Annotated in this window: 14 protein-coding genes and 1 pseudogene; 6 read left to right on the top strand and 9 right to left on the bottom strand. The window is 48.2% G+C overall.

Features of this window, described 5'->3' with window-relative positions:
• Nucleotides 1-10: 10 nt before the first annotated feature.
• From DQG23_RS12285 to DQG23_RS12270, 4 genes and pseudogenes are all read right to left on the bottom strand, one after another.
• Nucleotides 11-1,042 carry a glutamate cyclase domain-containing protein gene (locus DQG23_RS12285; protein ID WP_158560427.1) on the bottom strand — a complete coding sequence of 344 codons (1,032 nt, stop codon included), beginning with the start codon at nucleotides 1,040-1,042 and terminating at the stop codon, nucleotides 11-13.
• A gap of 75 nt (nucleotides 1,043-1,117) precedes the next feature.
• Nucleotides 1,118-2,524, bottom strand: a complete 1,407-nt coding sequence (locus DQG23_RS12280; protein WP_113031143.1) for a hypothetical protein — start codon at nucleotides 2,522-2,524, stop codon at nucleotides 1,118-1,120.
• A 158-nt stretch (nucleotides 2,525-2,682) separates the two neighbouring features.
• A pseudogene (locus DQG23_RS12275) lies at nucleotides 2,683-3,192 on the bottom strand (alanine dehydrogenase); the annotation flags it as partial.
• A gap of 8 nt (nucleotides 3,193-3,200) precedes the next feature.
• The gene (locus DQG23_RS12270) at nucleotides 3,201-4,319 is read right to left on the bottom strand and encodes a hydantoinase B/oxoprolinase family protein (RefSeq protein ID WP_113031142.1); all 1,119 of its coding nucleotides are present in this window, start codon (nucleotides 4,317-4,319) and stop codon (nucleotides 3,201-3,203) included.
• A 206-nt stretch (nucleotides 4,320-4,525) separates the two neighbouring features.
• Here DQG23_RS12270 and DQG23_RS12265 point away from each other — a divergent pair, with 206 nt between their 5' ends.
• Nucleotides 4,526-5,431 (top strand): LysR family transcriptional regulator, encoded by a 906-nt coding sequence (locus DQG23_RS12265; RefSeq protein WP_158560426.1) that lies wholly within the window; start codon nucleotides 4,526-4,528, stop codon nucleotides 5,429-5,431.
• 1,006 nt (nucleotides 5,432-6,437) lie between these two features.
• On the opposite strand, the gene argC is transcribed toward DQG23_RS12265, so the two are convergent.
• Both argC and DQG23_RS12255 read right to left on the bottom strand, forming a co-directional pair.
• Entirely contained in the window at nucleotides 6,438-7,388 is a 951-nt protein-coding gene (argC, locus tag DQG23_RS12260) for an N-acetyl-gamma-glutamyl-phosphate reductase (RefSeq protein WP_113031140.1), read from the bottom strand.
• 286 nt (nucleotides 7,389-7,674) lie between these two features.
• On the bottom strand, nucleotides 7,675-8,016 hold the full coding sequence (locus DQG23_RS12255; protein ID WP_113031139.1) for a zinc ribbon domain-containing protein YjdM: 342 nt from the start codon (nucleotides 8,014-8,016) through the stop codon (nucleotides 7,675-7,677).
• A gap of 237 nt (nucleotides 8,017-8,253) precedes the next feature.
• On the opposite strand from DQG23_RS12255, the gene DQG23_RS12250 reads away from it, so the two are divergent.
• The 3 genes from DQG23_RS12250 (at nucleotide 8,254) to DQG23_RS12240 (ending at nucleotide 11,260) form a co-directional block, all read left to right on the top strand.
• Nucleotides 8,254-9,336, top strand: coding sequence for a Gfo/Idh/MocA family oxidoreductase (locus DQG23_RS12250; protein WP_113031138.1), 1,083 nt, complete (start codon nucleotides 8,254-8,256; stop codon nucleotides 9,334-9,336).
• A gap of 199 nt (nucleotides 9,337-9,535) precedes the next feature.
• Nucleotides 9,536-10,441: a helix-turn-helix domain-containing protein gene (locus DQG23_RS12245; protein WP_113031137.1), complete on the top strand. Its 906-nt coding sequence runs from the start codon at nucleotides 9,536-9,538 to the stop codon at nucleotides 10,439-10,441.
• 6 nt (nucleotides 10,442-10,447) lie between these two features.
• On the top strand, nucleotides 10,448-11,260 hold the full coding sequence (locus DQG23_RS12240; protein ID WP_113031136.1) for an ADP-ribosylglycohydrolase family protein: 813 nt from the start codon (nucleotides 10,448-10,450) through the stop codon (nucleotides 11,258-11,260).
• Between the two features lie 105 nt (nucleotides 11,261-11,365).
• Here DQG23_RS12240 and DQG23_RS12235 read toward each other — a convergent pair whose 3' ends face one another.
• Together DQG23_RS12235 and DQG23_RS12230 are read right to left on the bottom strand one after the other, a co-directional pair.
• Nucleotides 11,366-12,130, bottom strand: coding sequence for an amidohydrolase family protein (locus DQG23_RS12235; RefSeq protein WP_113031135.1), 765 nt, complete (start codon nucleotides 12,128-12,130; stop codon nucleotides 11,366-11,368).
• Complete coding sequence (locus DQG23_RS12230) at nucleotides 12,130-12,897, bottom strand: amidohydrolase family protein (protein ID WP_158560425.1); 768 nt, start codon at nucleotides 12,895-12,897, stop codon at nucleotides 12,130-12,132. The genes DQG23_RS12235 and DQG23_RS12230 overlap by 1 nt, the downstream gene beginning before the upstream one ends.
• Before the next feature lie 325 nt (nucleotides 12,898-13,222).
• Between DQG23_RS12230 and DQG23_RS12225 the strand changes: the two genes are divergently transcribed.
• Together DQG23_RS12225 and DQG23_RS12220 are read left to right on the top strand one after the other, a co-directional pair.
• Nucleotides 13,223-14,053 (top strand): phytanoyl-CoA dioxygenase family protein, encoded by an 831-nt coding sequence (locus DQG23_RS12225; protein ID WP_113031133.1) that lies wholly within the window; start codon nucleotides 13,223-13,225, stop codon nucleotides 14,051-14,053.
• 109 nt (nucleotides 14,054-14,162) lie between these two features.
• Complete coding sequence (locus DQG23_RS12220; protein WP_113031132.1) at nucleotides 14,163-14,630, top strand: pentapeptide repeat-containing protein; 468 nt, start codon at nucleotides 14,163-14,165, stop codon at nucleotides 14,628-14,630.
• Between the two features lie 46 nt (nucleotides 14,631-14,676).
• Here DQG23_RS12220 and DQG23_RS12215 read toward each other — a convergent pair whose 3' ends face one another.
• Nucleotides 14,677-15,060, bottom strand: coding sequence for an iron chaperone (locus DQG23_RS12215; RefSeq protein WP_113031131.1), 384 nt, complete (start codon nucleotides 15,058-15,060; stop codon nucleotides 14,677-14,679).
• Nucleotides 15,061-15,500: the final 440 nt, after the last annotated feature.

Below are 15,500 nucleotides of genomic sequence, written 5' to 3'. Positions count from 1 at the left end.
TCATCCTGCCTCACGAATCGACACTGTGCCTTCTCATTCCCTGCATGACACTTTCTCTCATTAATTTAATCAAGGCAAGATGAATTGGAGCTCGGCAGCCATCTACACTTGGCATATTAGTGGCTCCAATTGTGTCATGAAAATCAGCATCTGCACATGCTTTAAGCACTCTGTCTTCAATATCCTCAGCTACCATTGCATCAAGCTCTCCTGTGCTTGCTGCCAGTAGACAAGAAATCGCATAACCTCCCCAATTCGAAATCGTTGCAGGCACTAACAGATCTACCTTCGTCGAAGGTACAATTTTTACACCATGGTTTACCTTCTCCCGGATGGTTTCCGCAATATTGGCCATTCCAATTTCATTGCCTCCATCACCAATGCCCATTGTCGTTATGCCCCTGCGGGTTGCTTCGAGAAAGAGATAGTCCAATTTGCCTTGTGAATCGGTATAATCAAATCCCCCCATACCATGAATTCTGCCCAGTTCGTTCATTCCGCCTCTTTCAATGGAAATACACATTGCTGGCTTATAGAATTCGATTAATCTTGCAGCTTCAAGTTCGCCTGTTTGGGCATCCTGGGGAAAGGGAATAACCGCTGCAGTTGGTACGCAAGCGAATCCTCTGGAGCTATCAATAGAAGCCGCTAAATTATCGGGAGGAGAACAATGCATGCCAGACCCATTAACGATTTTCTTCATCCCTTCAACCAAATAGTCGTCTGTCACAATGATAGGTAGTGCTTGGAATGCGATTCTTAGGCTTCTTGCCAAAGCTACTGCTCCCGGAGGACCGTCTGATTCACCGAAATGCGGCACATTCCAATATTGATCCGCCCACCCGGTTACTATGAATACATAATCCCCCGGCTTGATGGATTTCTTCAGCAACTGGATTGATGAATAGCTAAGAGAATCCTCCTGTTGAGCTCGGGCCGCTTCATATAATACTGCAATACTTCCTCTGGCTGAAATATCCACCGTCATTAGTTTATCAAGGGCTTCGCCAATTTTCCTGACACCCGCATCTGTAATTTTCATTGTTAAACCCATTCCTTTCGCTTTGATTATGACAAGTAAAGTTTAGGAGTATTTTATATCTATATTTGGTAATAACTAGGTATTTAACATTTTATTAATTAGTGTAATTGCCTCTTCAACGATTATTTCAAAAGCATCAGGCACCAGCTTTGACCAATTCGAGTAATTCAGTTCATGTCCCCCACGCGAAAACGCCTCTTTGAATGGAATATATCCTGCATTTCCGGTAGCATGTACGATATAAGTAAAATCAGCTTTGGAGTGCTGTTTAATTTTTAAACCGCCCTCTACGAATAACTCTCCAGGCAAACCAACATATACGGCATTACCGATCCGCAAAACTTGAAGCTCATATTCATAATAAGCTTGCTGCTTTCGTTGATTATTGACATCCACGACCTGAGCAGCCAGTACCCAGTCGTGATCTATAATTTCGTTAACAGTATCTACCCAAAATGGAGCAGGTTGTTTTACGAGAAGCGCTTCTGCTGCCGCCAGTTTGTCCGGATCGGGCTCTCTAATCGGGATTTTCAAAACTTTAAAAGCCCAATCGAGTGTAACCTTATTTGTAAAGTCCATGCGAGAAATCACTTTCTCTGTCTCGGTTGTCAGCAACTTTGCCATGCGGGCAGAGTCCTCGATATAATCCGGATCGTAATTGCCCCAAGGGTTAATGTTTCCGCAAGCCCCATTCAAAACAAGGGAAAAACAATTAAAGCCTAATTTATCCGCCAGCTGTAATGACCATTTGCCTGGCCAGTCCGCTGTCACAATTCCCACTACACCCAGCTCATGAACAGGATGACAGGTATAATTCAATATGGCCGCAACCACCTCCGATTGCGCATTCTTAAAGCACATGACCCCGACTTCTGCATCAATAGGGCCTTCCAGATAAAGGCTGTTCGCAAGTATCCCTCGCGGCATTCCAATCGATCCATCCCTCATTACCATTCGCCTATTGAAAGATGCCCTGCCTTCAATTCCACTAGCTACGCCATATTGGACGAGCTTAATATCAGAAGCAGCTTGTTCAATTGCTTCAAATATACGTTCCATGGCATAGTTATGATAACTGGCTTGCTGTCCCCTCACCCATTCGAATTCCTCTGGAAAAGGAAAAGTGTCACTGAATTTGGTATAACCAATGGCTGGGGCTCCATGATTCTGGGTAGCATGTACCATCACGGACTCCCAATCGAATCCGAAGCGCTCAACAGCCCAATTGCGGATTATGTGAATATATTTTTCGATTATAAAGGTTACATCCAGTGATACAATTAATACTTTGCGCTGATTGGATTGGATAATCATAGCTTTTGCATATAGGGGATCCTTAAATAGTACTGCCGACCGCTTACAATGAATAGTGCCCATTAGAAACGTGCCTTCAGGCGGTGTAATATCTGCCGCGCCACACCCAAGTTCAATCGATAATTGCGTCAAATTGTTGTTTTTCAGACCTTCCATGAAATTCGTCATCGTCGATTCCCTCCTTCATCTGCATACATTACAACAACACTGAAGAATCTTATTTTCTGTATATAAACATTTTCTCGGTTACCGCTGGTCTTCCCACACATTTGCAAACCCATCCCCCCAGATCATACTTAACTATGAAGTAGCTAAGCTGATTCTCATTATAGATAGCGGGTAGTAGAGTTCAAAGAGTAATGTTTTGTCATCGATGTTACTTCGTTGTCCTGAAACATGTTGGCGACCACGTAATGGATGACGCCGTGTTTTTCGTAGGTCGGATTGTCGTGTGTCGTAATCCGGTCGGCTGTTTCCACGATTCCGCCCTGATCGATCGCGACGTCGATAATGACCGAACCGGGCTTCATCGCTTTCACCATTTCGTCCGTCACAAGCTTCGGCGCTTTAGCGCCGGGAATCAATACGGCGCCGATGATAAGATCGGATTCGGCTACCGCGACGGCAATCGACATCGGATCGGACATCAGCGTCTGAACCTGGAAACCGAACAGATCCTCCAACTGCCTTAGCCGTTCCACGGACGAATCGATAATGGTGACAAGCGGGCCCAGTCCAACGGCCATTTTCGTTGCCTGCGTACCGGAGACCCCACCGCCGATAATCGTTACTTTTCCTCTTTTGACGCCAGGGACAGCGCCGAGCAGCACGCCTTTCGCTGAATTTAAGACGAAGGTCGTTCTGGAAGTGTTGAGAGAAGAACAGACGGTGAATGAGATCGTGCTTTGGCCAGCGCGCCGTAGACGACACAGGACAGGAAATGCCCGACCAAATGCCTTCCATTCACCGGAGCCGGGAAAAGCGGATTGAGAACGCTGCCTTCTGGCGCGACTACCGTAAACGGACGGTAAGAACCTTCGTTGCGCGGGGTCAGCGAGTCGATGGCGCACTTCACCGGAAAACAAGTGTATGCGTGCGTGTAGTTATAAGGAACGTTAATCGCATGGCCGATCTGCGGCGATGACCCCGTGAAATCGATGACCAGTTTATCCCCGGTAACCGTAACTTTAACCTTCAACTCGATAGGTTCGCCGTCGTAACCGTCCGTTTGCATTTCATGACTATATTCACCGTCCGGAATGGCTGTGACGGCTTTGCGCATGGCTTGCTCCGCTTTATCTTGTATTTCGCGCGATATCGGAGAAATGTCCTCGATCCCGTTTTCCTCCAGCAATTCGATCAGCAGCGCCGCTCCTGCGCGTCCCGCCGCGATCTGCGCGTGAACATCGCCAAGCACTTCGTCCGGAACCCGCACGTTGCCGCGCAAAATTTTGATCAAATCCTCGTTCGCCTTGCCTTCCTTGTAGAGGAACAACGGAGGGATGCAGATGCCTTCCTCGTAAACCTCCCTGCCGTCGGAAGCCCAGCCGCTGCCGCCCATATCCGCCATATGGGCAATGCTTCCCGAGAAACCGACCAGCTTATCCCGGTAAAAGATCGGAATAACGCAAGTGATGTCCAGCAGGTGACCGGACGCGATCCACGGATCGTTCGTAATGACGACGTCGCCGGGACGCCATGATTGCCTCGGATAAATGTTCAAGATACTTTTCAACGCGCGCGACATGACGCCGTTAAAGGAAGGAATGCCGATCGTATTCTCGGCCAACGTGTCTCCATTTTCGTCGAACAGCACGCAGGAGTAATCGTTCGATTCCCGCACCGTCGGCGAGAAAGATGTTCTCTTCAAAATCGTTGCCGTCTCGTCCGCGATAGGAATCAGGCGGGTCCATAAAATTTCCAGCGTGATCGGATCGATTCGGGTTGCTTCAACTTTCGGCATTGTGGCTTGCCTCCTAAATTGGGATGGATTAATGCGTCCAACTAGCTGCTTTCATCCTCATTCTAGAATTGACGGCCAATAGCGTCCAATATATAATATTCATCACTGATATAACTAAAATGGAATATCTAGATATTGAATAAATACTGTTATAATAGATTAAGTGGCCATTTTCTGAAATAATGATTAGGAATGGTGATGCAGCCATGCAGCTTCAACTTCTGGAGTACTTTCAATGTATCGCGAGGCTCGGAAACTTCACGAAAGCGGCGCAGGAGCTTCACATCGCGCAGCCCGCGCTGAGCAAGCAGATGGCAAGATTGGAGAACGAGATCGGCACCGAACTGTTCATTCGGACGGGCAGGGGAATCAAGCTTACCGAGGCAGGCAACAGACTGCTGTTTCATAGCGAGCGGATTTTGGCGGATTGGGAAATGGCCTCTCGGAGCATCAAAGATTTGGGGCTGTCCGGGCGCGGCTACGTGAGATTGGCCATGTACCCGACGTTCGTATGGTATATGCTGCCGCAATTTTTGCCGGAGTTCGTGAGCTGCAACGAATCGATTGATTTGGAAATCGAGCAGGGGCTGAGTGAAGCCGTCTTGGATTGGGTGCTCGGGCATCATATGGAAGCGGGAATCGTCACCGCCTCCGTTTCCCATCCGCAATTACGCGAGCTGCCGCTTCATATCGAGGAATTCGGCTTGCTAATCCCTTCCAGCCATCCATGGTCCTGTAGGGACCTTGTGCCGCTCGTCGAGCTTCATCAGCAACCGCTGATTCTCTCTACCTTAAATCGCTGGTACGAGAGCTTCATCCTGCCGCTGTTTAAGCAATTGGCTATACAGCCTCAGGTTCGTCTCGTCGTCCATCAGTACGATGTCATCAAGGAGCTTGTCCGCGCAAACCTCGGCGTTGCTTTGATTCCCGCCAACGCATACCGTATGTGGCAAAGAACGGAGACGAGCATCGGGAGTGAACTTACTCTGGTTCCGATCGATCCGCCGCTGCAGCGTCAGCTTCTCTGGATCGAGCGCCACGACAGAACGCGTTCCGACGCGTGCCAACTGTTTTTGGATTATATGACAGCCTACTTAAATACGGAGAGATGAGAATATCCGTAAAAAAGGACGTGCCTCGCACGGGTAAAGGGAGCAATGGGGTGACTTTGGGAGATTAAACCGGCTGTGCTGCCTTAATTCGACGAATGTGGCATGTAACTCCACAGCCATTTCACGCACGGCTAAAGGGAGTATTGGAGTAGTTTGAGGTGATTTAGCCGTGCCATACACGGCTACAGCGAGCAATGGGGTCACTTTGGATGATTTAACCGTGCCTCGCACAGCTAAATGGAGCTTCGGGTGACTATTGGTGATTTAACCGCACCTCACACGGCTACAGCGAGCAATGGGGTCACTTTGGATGATTTATCCGTGCCTCGGAGACTGTCGATTAACTCAGCATGATGCATAAGACTGTATTAGCTAGGCCGACCAAGTGGCTCATGTGTGACATTAAGTCGCTAAAAGCTTAGTTTGCTGGAGTAATCCGTGTGTTTTGAGTAAGAATGAGACGTTACAGGAGTTTCGAAACTCTTCACTATGCACTCTAGCGTATATTTACTCCAATTGTGGAAGTTAATCGACAGTCTCCCTCTCACGGCTAAAGGGAGCTCAGAGGCGCTCTCGACAGTACTCACGTGAAATAGAGGTAGTGATTCTATGTCGTAATGATGATTATGCACGAAACGTGCGATTAGTGGAGAAAACCTTATTGTTTCTGAGGCTAGCCTCACTATTCCAACGGGAAAACGCTCGTTCTCGCCCGGTAGTGAGTCAAACGCAATTATTCATTTCGTTTGCCTCACTAATAATTGCGTTTGCCTCATTACCTCGCCAAAACACGGGTTTTCCGTGTGAAATAGTGAAGTTTGCCTCACTGATAATAACCTTTGCCTCATTATGACGATGACGAACTGTTGCACGATCAAATGCCTTACACCCTTAAAATCTATAGGATAAAAGTTGAAATGCTACAAGGTCAATGAAGTGTTCGGCGGATACGCCGTCACTTCCTTTTTTCGTCAGGGGGGGGATTCGAGAGCTTCTAACTGGGAGGCTACTCCAAACAATTACGCTCGTCAAAACCGAGCATCAGGTTCAAATTTTGAATGGCGGCGCCCGAAGCGCCTTTGCCCAAATTATCGTATCTGGAGACGATTTGGAAACGGTCCTCCCGGCCGAAAACGAATATTTCCAATTTGTTCGTGTTATTGCATGCCGTTATCGGAAAATAGCCGTCGTCAAGAAAAACCTCGGAATTATAAGGCATAACGCGGACGAACGGCTCCGAGTCGTAATAGGCGGACAACAGTTCGTGAACATGTTGAGCGGTGACGTTCTTGTGCAGGTACCTGCTTGTTAATGGAATCGACATGGCTTGACCTTGAGCGTAATTCGCAATAATAGGCGTAAAAATAGGTTCATAGGCAAGGCCAGCATACATTTTCATTTCAGGCAAATGCTTATGATTTTGCTGCAGCGCGTAATGTCTCGGTACGTCCAATTTGCCTGCAGCGACCGCCTCGGCATCCTCGTACACTCGGATTTTGCTTCTTCCGCCTCCGGAATAACCCGTTACAGAGTAACAGGATACCGGGTAATCGCTTGGCAAAACGCCGGCATCGACCAGCGGTCTGACGCTTAGAATAAACCCGGTCGCATGACAGCCGGGAACGGATAATCGAGTCGCCGTTCGAATGGCGTCTCTTTGGTTTTTCAGTTCCGGCAGCCCGAATACCCAGCTAGGGTCCGTTCTGAATACGCTGCTCGTGTTTATTATTTTGGTCTTGGTGTTGGTAACAAGCTCCACCGACTCCTTGGCGGCAGCGTCCGGCAGGCATAAAAACACGATATCGGCTTCATTAAGCAACCGGCTCCGCGCTGCGGGTTCTTTTCTTTTATCCGACTCTATCGTAAGAATGTCCAGCTCCGGTATTTTGGAAATATAATCAAAGATTTTCAAACCAGTCGTGCCTTCTTGCCCGTCGACAAACACTTTGTATCCCATCGTCGCTCCCACCCGCCCATTTTTATTATTATTCATTATTTTGTATAATAATACACTCGATTGATTTCGGAAGCAATCCTGTTTTCAAAAATAGCCTGTCGAGGCGTTTTTTTCGAAAAATCGAACACGTTTCCGGCATGAGAGCAATTGGCGCCATATTCGCTCTTCAATCTTCCGCCAGACATACTGAGTTTTGGCGCCGCTATCGTGATATCCTTTCCCGCTAAACCAAAAAAAGCTCTCCATATCGGAGAGCCCCAAACTTGTTCCGCTGCATGCGGCCGCGCTATATTTTTTTCACAAACTCGGATTTTAATTTCATAGCGCCGAATCCGTCGATTTTGCAATCGATATCATGATCGCCGTCGACTAAACGTATGTTTTTGACTTTCGTGCCGATTTTGATAACCGATGAGCTGCCTTTCACTTTCAGATCTTTGATCACCGAAACCGTATCGCCGTCATTCAGCACATTTCCGTTCGCGTCTTTCACGATCTTTTGATCGCCGCTGTCGCCGCCTTCCGCTTGCAGCGTCCATTCATGAGCGCATTCCGGGCAAACCAACAAACTTCCGTCTTCATACGTATATGCGGAATTGCATTTTGGGCAATTGGGTAAAGTCGACAAGTTGATCCTCTCCTCGATTCCATATTCTTGTGCAAGTCTTGCAAGTCCCTTAACAAGTATAGGAGATATTCGCCCGGATTTCCACTTTGATGGAAATGTTCAAGCATCGCTGGGATTTTCTCTTGCAAACGAAAACCTAAAAAAGTGATAACTTTACACATAGAAATGCCATGTTCCCTTGATCGGCCGTTCGATAAGATAGTTGTGAACCTATTAGTCGTCAAGGAGGAATTACGAATGAAACGTTTAAAAATCGGCGTCGTCGGACTGGGCGAAGTGGCGCAAATCATTCATCTGCCGCTGCTGGACAGGATGGATCAAAAATTCGAAATTGCCGCAATATGCGACATATCGGATAGACTATTGTCCTTTATTGGGGAAAAATATCGCGTGCCCGAAGCCCGCAGGTTTACGGACTTTCGTTCGCTCGTTCGGCTGTCTGAGCTGGATGCGGTATTCGTGCTGAACAGCGACGATATCCATAAAGAATCCGCGATCGCCGCATTGCGCGAGGGAAAGCACGTATTCGTGGAAAAGCCGATGTGTTTGACGAAAGAGGATGCGGAAGCGATCATTCGTGAGAAAAATGCCGCGAACCGCCAGGTCATGGTAGGTTATATGCGCCGATTCGCCCCCGCTTTTCGCCTTGCGCTTGATGAAGTGAATAAGCTGGAAAAGATCAATTACGTGCATGTCCGCGATATTATCGGTTATAACAGGTTTTTTATCGAACAAAGCAGCGAGGTGTATCGGCCGAACGATATTCCCGCCCATTTGTCCGAAGAACGCTCCGCTAGAATCGAAATGCAATTTCGCGAGGCTCTCGGAGAAGACGCGGCGGCGGAAACGCGCAGCTTGTATGCGCTGCTGACCAGCCTGAGCTGTCACGATTTATCTGCGATGAGGCACATGCTCGGCATGCCGAAGGGCGTCGTTTCCTGCGTCGTATGCGAAGATTTTTGCCATGTGCTGTTCGATTACGGAAGCTTTATCGCCAGCTATGAGGTCGGTGTGGACCGGCAGCGAAGATTCGATGCTTTTATCGAGGTTTACGGGCCGGAGAAAACGATCAAGGTTCAGTACAATACCCCGTACATCCGGCAGCTGCCCACTGCTTTGCATATCAAAGAAACCGTAGAGGATGCCTACGAGGAAAGAACGATCCGTCCGACTTTCAAAGATGCTTATGTTATCGAGCTCGAGCATTGGTATGACGTCGTTGCGATAGGCGCAGATCCGATCACGACAGCGGAGGATTCCTTGCTGGATTTGGAGCTTTTCGAGATGATTATCTGCAAAATGGCCGTGGTGAAGCCTTAAGCGTTCGCAGCGTTCGAAACGTTAAGCGCCGGATGATCGGTATATCCCCACTCAGCATCTAGGGCGAGCGCATCAAGCCCCCGCGGTTTTGCTGGACAGCTTTATACCAACCACGGAAAGCCGCGCGCAGTACGGATAGCTTTGCCGAAAGCGGCTGCAACTTCCGCCGGTACGATTCCCGATTGACGGCGCTTATGATATGCTGATGATAGTGTTGTACGATTATGCTCTAAAGAATGGAGGAATCGCGATTCTTATGAACGAGTCTCTTCTGTTTTTACTGGAGCATGCGGATATCGACGTTGTCAAATTTGACGTTCATGCGCGCCGGGAAATCGGCATTTTCAATCGCGTTCTGAAATCCTTCTATATGATGACCTATGTCAAACAGGGAAAGGCCAAGCTTCGTGTCGGCGACCGCACGTATGTGCTTAATCCCGGCACGGTTATTTTTATCCCTCCCCATGTAGAGCACGATCAATTTAAGGATTCGGATGAAGAAACGGTGTTTCTCTGGTGGCACTTTACCTATAAAATCGATCATTGCATCGATGTTTTGGCTTTGTTCGATATTCCTTATGTATATCGCCTATGTCAAAGCGAGCAGTTCGAAATTGCCTTCGGCCAGCTCATGCACGCTTACGGCCACAACCACCCGATAACGGCGGCCATTTACCGGAAAGCCAAAAGTCTTGAGGTGCTGTCCATCCTACTGGACAGCGCGCTCAGCCATGAGTCCTCCGCCGTTCGGCCTCCGATCACAACTCCCTTTCTCGGCCTGTTGTGCGGCATGATCCGTCATATCGGCTCTAGGCTGACGCTGAAAGAAATAGCCAAGGAGCTTCATCTGAACGACGCCTACGCGAGCGCCCGGTTCAAGGAGCTGTTCGGGACCTCGCCGATCCTTATGCACCGCCAACTGAAAATCGAAAGAGCCAAAACGCTGCTCGCAACTGCGGATATGAGCATTATGGAAATAGCCGAATCTCTCGGATTCGAAGAATTGTCGAATTTTTCCAGGTTTTACAAGTCGATTGTCGGCATTTCACCTATGCAGTATAGGAAGAATATCAGGTCTTCGCAGCCGGCTTTTACGAGGAGGTAAGCAAACATGCTCGGAGCGATAGCCGGAGACGTAATCGGTTCCGTTTATGAGTGGCACAATACCAAATCGACGGACTTCCCGCTTTTTAGCCGTTTATCCCGATATACGGACGATACCGTTCTGACGGTCGCTGTCGCGGACGCTTTACTGCATAGGCAGCCAAGGAAAAATTGGTTTTCGGATAAGTTTTATGCAAGAGCGTCGTATCGCAATTCGCTGCAAAAGTATGCCCGGATGTTCCCCGATGCGGGTTACGGGCAAATGTTCGAGGAGTGGGCGAAAGCAAGCTCCGACAAACCTTATCGTTCATACGCCAACGGAGCTGCGATGCGAGTATGTCCGATCGGATTCGCGTTCGACAACTTGGAGGATGTTTTGCGGGAGGCCAAACGTTCGGCTGAGATTACCCATAATCATCGGCACGGTATTCGCGGAGCGCAGGCGATCGCCGCTTGCGTTTTTCTCGCTCGAACAGGGGCGTCCAAGCAAGACATGAAGCTATTTATAGAGAAGAATTTCCGTTATAAGCTGTCTAGAACGCTTGACGAAATACGGCCAAACTATGTTTTTGATTCGAGCGCCAAAGGCTCGGTACCCGAAGCGGTCATCGCTTTCCTGGAATCCGAAAGCTTCGAGGATGCGATTCGAAAAGCCGTCTCGATCGGCGGCGACAGCGATACGATCGCCAGCATGGCGGGAGGTATAGCACATGCTTATTACAAGGAGATTCCTCCCGATATTTGGTCCTCCGTCGAAATGAAGCTCGACTGGAAATTCAGAAACGTAATCAAGCTTTTTACGGAGAGGTACAATGTATAAGGGTAAACGCGTGCCGGCGTCTTTAATGTCGGGTTTTACTTTCCGGCATATAAAAAACGCCCCGTTACCGGAGCGTCCCACGTTTTATCCACCTAATGCGCAAGCCTATGCGCCGCCAAATACCGTTTTGCCGTTATCGCCCAAAATCGCTTTCTTCGACTCCTCGTCGATTTCGGCCAACTGGACGAGAAGCAGCGTGCTTTTCAAGCAATACAGCGGATGTTGGGAGCCGTACAAAAGATGCTCCTTGTCGAAGTCTTGCAATAGTTTCTCAACGACGAACATTTGGTCCTTCAATCCGGAAGCGTCGAAATAAACATTACCGCGCGTTTGAATCGTTTCTTTCAGCGCCTGCAGCTCCGCGTAACGAATATTCAATAAAATGACGTCAATCTCCGGATTTTCCTGCAGAAATAGCTCAAGCTCAGCCATGGCAAGCACGGACGGGGCAAAAATATGATTCAGCCGCTCATCTTCCATCCGGATCGTAATCATAAGCGGAAGACGATGCTCTTTAGCCTTGACGCATAACAATTTCATATCGGGATCCTGCAGCGAGTATCCGTGAAAAGTCGGATAAATCCGGAGCGCTTTGCTGGAAAACCGGCGAACGCCTTCATCTATGTCTTCTGAAAAACCGGGCATCGCCGGATCGATCGTTTGCACATGATGATAGGAAGAGCCTTTGATCATTTCGTGCAGTTCTTCATCGCCTTCAAAGCAATCATTGTAAAAAATGCTGTTCAAGGACGAGACATACCCTTCCTGAATACCGTTCGCCGCATGAACCTCCTGCAGATCGCGAAGCGTATTTTTGTACAGCTTGCGAAACGGCCAATGGCCCAATAAACAATTCACGTCGATCGCCATTATTTATTCCCTCCGAGCGCAGGGCGGAATCCCCTATCAAAAAGCTTCAGCGTATTTATATAGTAGATTAGCTCTTTTTCAGCAGGCGTCAAGTCCGCTTCTTCGATTTGTCCGAAGTTCAGAACGTATGTGCACCCCGGCATGTCTGAACCGAATAAAATCCGGTCCGCGCCTATTTGCTTTACCGTGTAATCGATCTCGTCCCGGCGAAATAACGATCCCGAAATATCGACCCATACGTTGCTGCAGCTCCGGATCGCCTTGATTCCGTGATAGCAATTACCCCCGAGATGCGCCATTATGAGCTTGGCCTCCGGATAACGGCGGGAGAGATTAGCGACATGCGTGCCCACCGTTTCATCAGGCAACTGATTGACCGCTTTATGGAAAGAATGAAGCAAAATCGGCACGTTATATTCAATGCACTGCTCAACAAGCGGATATACAAGCGGATCGTCGCAGTAGGTTGCAATCCACAGCTTCATGCCGGACATCCCGTACTCTTCGATCCCTTGCTTAAGAACGTCCAAACTGTTGCCGTTACGGGGGGTCGCATAGCAATATCCCTCTACAAGCTCCGGATATTCCTTCATAAAACGGTACACGTCCAGGTTATGCTGCCCGATTTGCTGCTCGTCGGGATATTGCGCGGCAATTCCGGAAACGTACATTTTGGAAATGCCATATAGCTCGCAAGCCTTCAACAGATCGCGGGTATGCGCTTCATATTGCCCGCCCCATACATGGGTATGCATATCGATGATCATAATAATCCCTCTGCCTTTCCGGAAATGTCCCCTTCTAACATTGCTTGTTACATCCCCAATGCAATCACCAATAGTGTATACCTGTTTCATACATGTGTCAACGAATCCATACCGTGAAAACCTGCGCGGGATGTCTATATTCCGACGATAAACAGGATGCAATTTTACAGTTGTTTTTGACAAACGATACGGGGGAGCGAGACAAAGCCGAACACCCTGATGCCCGCTATAATGGGAAGCAAGAGACGAGGCATTTCGGCTGCGCCCGATTGACGGGATGCCAAGCCCTTTGCACAAACCGTCTATTTGAAGGAGGAGCAGTGTAATGACGAACGAAGCGTTAAATCTTCCCGAGCTTTCATCCGACTATTCCTTGACGGCCGAACAAATTTCCGATTACCAGCGAAACGGCCATATCATGCTGCGTCAAGTCGTATCTCCCGAGGAGCTGAGCGTTTACCGGCCGGTCATTTCCGACTTGGTTAAAGAGCTCAACTATCACAACAAGCCGATTCACGAACGCGACACTTACGGCAAAGCGTTTATTCAAATCGGAAATCTGTGGGTCAAAAGCGAAGCTGCCCGCCGATTCACCCTCGCACGCCGGTTTGCGAAAATCGCTGCCGAGCTGCTCGGAGTAGACGGCGTTCGCATCTACCATGATCAAGCTCTCTTCAAAGAGCCGGGCGGCGGCCATACCCCTTGGCATCAGGATCAAATCTATTGGCCGCTCGATACGGACAAAACGGTTACGATGTGGATGCCTCTCGTTCCGATTTCGCCTGAGGTCGGTACGATGAGCTTCGCTTCCGGCTCGCAGGAAGCCGGTTACATCAGCAAGCTGGTCATTTCGGATGAATCCCATCGCACGCTCAAGCAATATATCGATGGAAAAGGCTTCGATATCGTCAATTACGGGGCAATGGCGGCCGGTGACGCCACGTTCCACAACGGCTGGACGCTGCATAGCGCGCCGGGCAACCCTACCGATTCGATGCGGGAGGTTATGACCATCATCTATTATGCGGACGGCACGCGGACACTCGAGCCGGACAGCAACGCAAGACGCAGCGATTTCGCGGCTGTTTTCCCTGACCTGAAGCCCGGCGATATCGCCGCGAACGCCATTACGCCGCTTGTTTATAAGAAAGAATAGTCGCACCAAGAAAATAACCGCCGGCTTCATAAGCAGGCGGTTTGTTGCCGTTTCCCGATTTATGTACGCTCTCGAATTATCGTAGACACGTAAGAATCTATCGTATAAAATGGAAACTATTACCTACCAAAATTTAGGAGTGATTGATCTGAAATTAGAAAATGAAAAAAATACCCTGACTGCTGTGAATTCCGAGGTTATTAATTCAGACTTTAAAAACTGCAATCTTAGCGGGATGGCTATTCAATGCTGCAATCTTAGCGGAATGAAAATGAATGATGTAAATCTTACGGGGCTTTCCATTTCCGATGCCAATTTGAGCGAGCTTAAGATAGACGGCGCTCAATGGGGCGGGGCGTTTTTTCGCTGGATCGGGTACGGCAACCAGAACCAGCCTGATGTAGAACACAACAAACAACCCGTACAGTTCTCAAATTGCAACTTGCAGCAAGGATCGTTTACGGATTGCAATTTATCGAATGTGCGGCTGGAAAACTGCGATATTACCGGCCTTGTCATAAACGGCGTGGATATCGAGCTTTTATTGAAGCAACATGCGTCGAACGAGCAAAAGTAAAAAGTAACGGGCAAGCAATATAATTGCTTAGCCCGTTTTTTCGCCGTCATTTCTTCTTTTTCGACTTGGCGCTCGCTTTTTCCGTATTTTCAGCCGCTCTATATTTCACGATCCTGCTAATTAAATCATAAGGCATCGGTTTATCCAAAGGAAATTGCACCGATCCTTTAGCTCCTTTGTAGACGGACAACTCCTTTTTGAAAGCTTCAATCCCGCTTGGAGCCGGATAAAAGCCGATATGATTTTTGTACCCGGCAAAATGCACCAAATTCCCATGTAGTGCAAAAGTCGGCATTTGATAGCTTATTTTTTCCGTCGCTTCGGGTGCGGAATCTTTAATGACTTTTCTTACCGATTGAAGGATTTCTTGAATCTCCTGAGAGAATTGAGCGATATACTCGTCTATTGAAGCGAACGCGTTGCCTTCCATGACGATATCTCCTTTCGGAAGCTTTACTATTCGATGACGGCACAGGGTGTTAGTTTTTCTTTATATCAACTTAGATCAAAGGTCGACCATCCGGCTTGAACAATAATTCTTTGCCATTCTCTGAAACGTCTCTTCGCCCAAAATGACGTAAACTCGATCTTGGTAGTCGGACAAGTAAAAAATTCGAAATACGGCGGTTTTCCGCAAATATCTCTTTGACCGATACATCTACTCCTAACGCGCAGTTCGTTTACATCCTCATCATTCAAGTTTTTAATCCGCCGGTGGTGCTCAATCCAATTCTCATTGCACACAGCAAAATCAATAAATCGCTCATTATTGTGCTCATCTCGCAATACTAACCCGTGATTGTTAATACTCAATATTTTCATATTGCTTTCCTTTCAAGTTAGCCCGGCGATTTCTACTGGATCGTATAC

This window comes from Paenibacillus contaminans (assembly GCF_003285015.1).
Taxonomy (GTDB): domain Bacteria; phylum Bacillota; class Bacilli; order Paenibacillales; family NBRC-103111; genus Paenibacillus_V; species Paenibacillus_V contaminans.
The sequence above is the reverse complement of the archived record's forward strand: the minus strand, read 5'-3'. Positions and strand labels throughout refer to the sequence as shown.

Coding starts and splice junctions, on each gene's coding strand:
- DQG23_RS12250 (WP_113031138.1), top strand. CDS start 8,254: ATGAAACGTTTAAAAATCGGCGTCGTCGGACTGGGCGAAGTGGCGCAA.
- DQG23_RS12270 (WP_113031142.1), bottom strand. CDS start 4,319: ATGCCGAAAGTTGAAGCAACCCGAATCGATCCGATCACGCTGGAAATT.
- DQG23_RS12240 (WP_113031136.1), top strand. CDS start 10,448: ATGCTCGGAGCGATAGCCGGAGACGTAATCGGTTCCGTTTATGAGTGG.
- DQG23_RS12215 (WP_113031131.1), bottom strand. CDS start 15,060: ATGGAAGGCAACGCGTTCGCTTCAATAGACGAGTATATCGCTCAATTC.
- DQG23_RS12280 (WP_113031143.1), bottom strand. CDS start 2,524: ATGACGAATTTCATGGAAGGTCTGAAAAACAACAATTTGACGCAATTA.
- DQG23_RS12265 (WP_158560426.1), top strand. CDS start 4,526: ATGCAGCTTCAACTTCTGGAGTACTTTCAATGTATCGCGAGGCTCGGA.
- DQG23_RS12235 (WP_113031135.1), bottom strand. CDS start 12,130: ATGGCGATCGACGTGAATTGTTTATTGGGCCATTGGCCGTTTCGCAAG.
- DQG23_RS12225 (WP_113031133.1), top strand. CDS start 13,223: ATGACGAACGAAGCGTTAAATCTTCCCGAGCTTTCATCCGACTATTCC.
- argC (WP_113031140.1), bottom strand. CDS start 7,388: ATGGGATACAAAGTGTTTGTCGACGGGCAAGAAGGCACGACTGGTTTG.
- DQG23_RS12245 (WP_113031137.1), top strand. CDS start 9,536: ATGCTGATGATAGTGTTGTACGATTATGCTCTAAAGAATGGAGGAATC.
- DQG23_RS12285 (WP_158560427.1), bottom strand. CDS start 1,042: ATGAAAATTACAGATGCGGGTGTCAGGAAAATTGGCGAAGCCCTTGAT.
- DQG23_RS12230 (WP_158560425.1), bottom strand. CDS start 12,897: ATGATCATCGATATGCATACCCATGTATGGGGCGGGCAATATGAAGCG.
- DQG23_RS12220 (WP_113031132.1), top strand. CDS start 14,163: ATGGAAACTATTACCTACCAAAATTTAGGAGTGATTGATCTGAAATTA.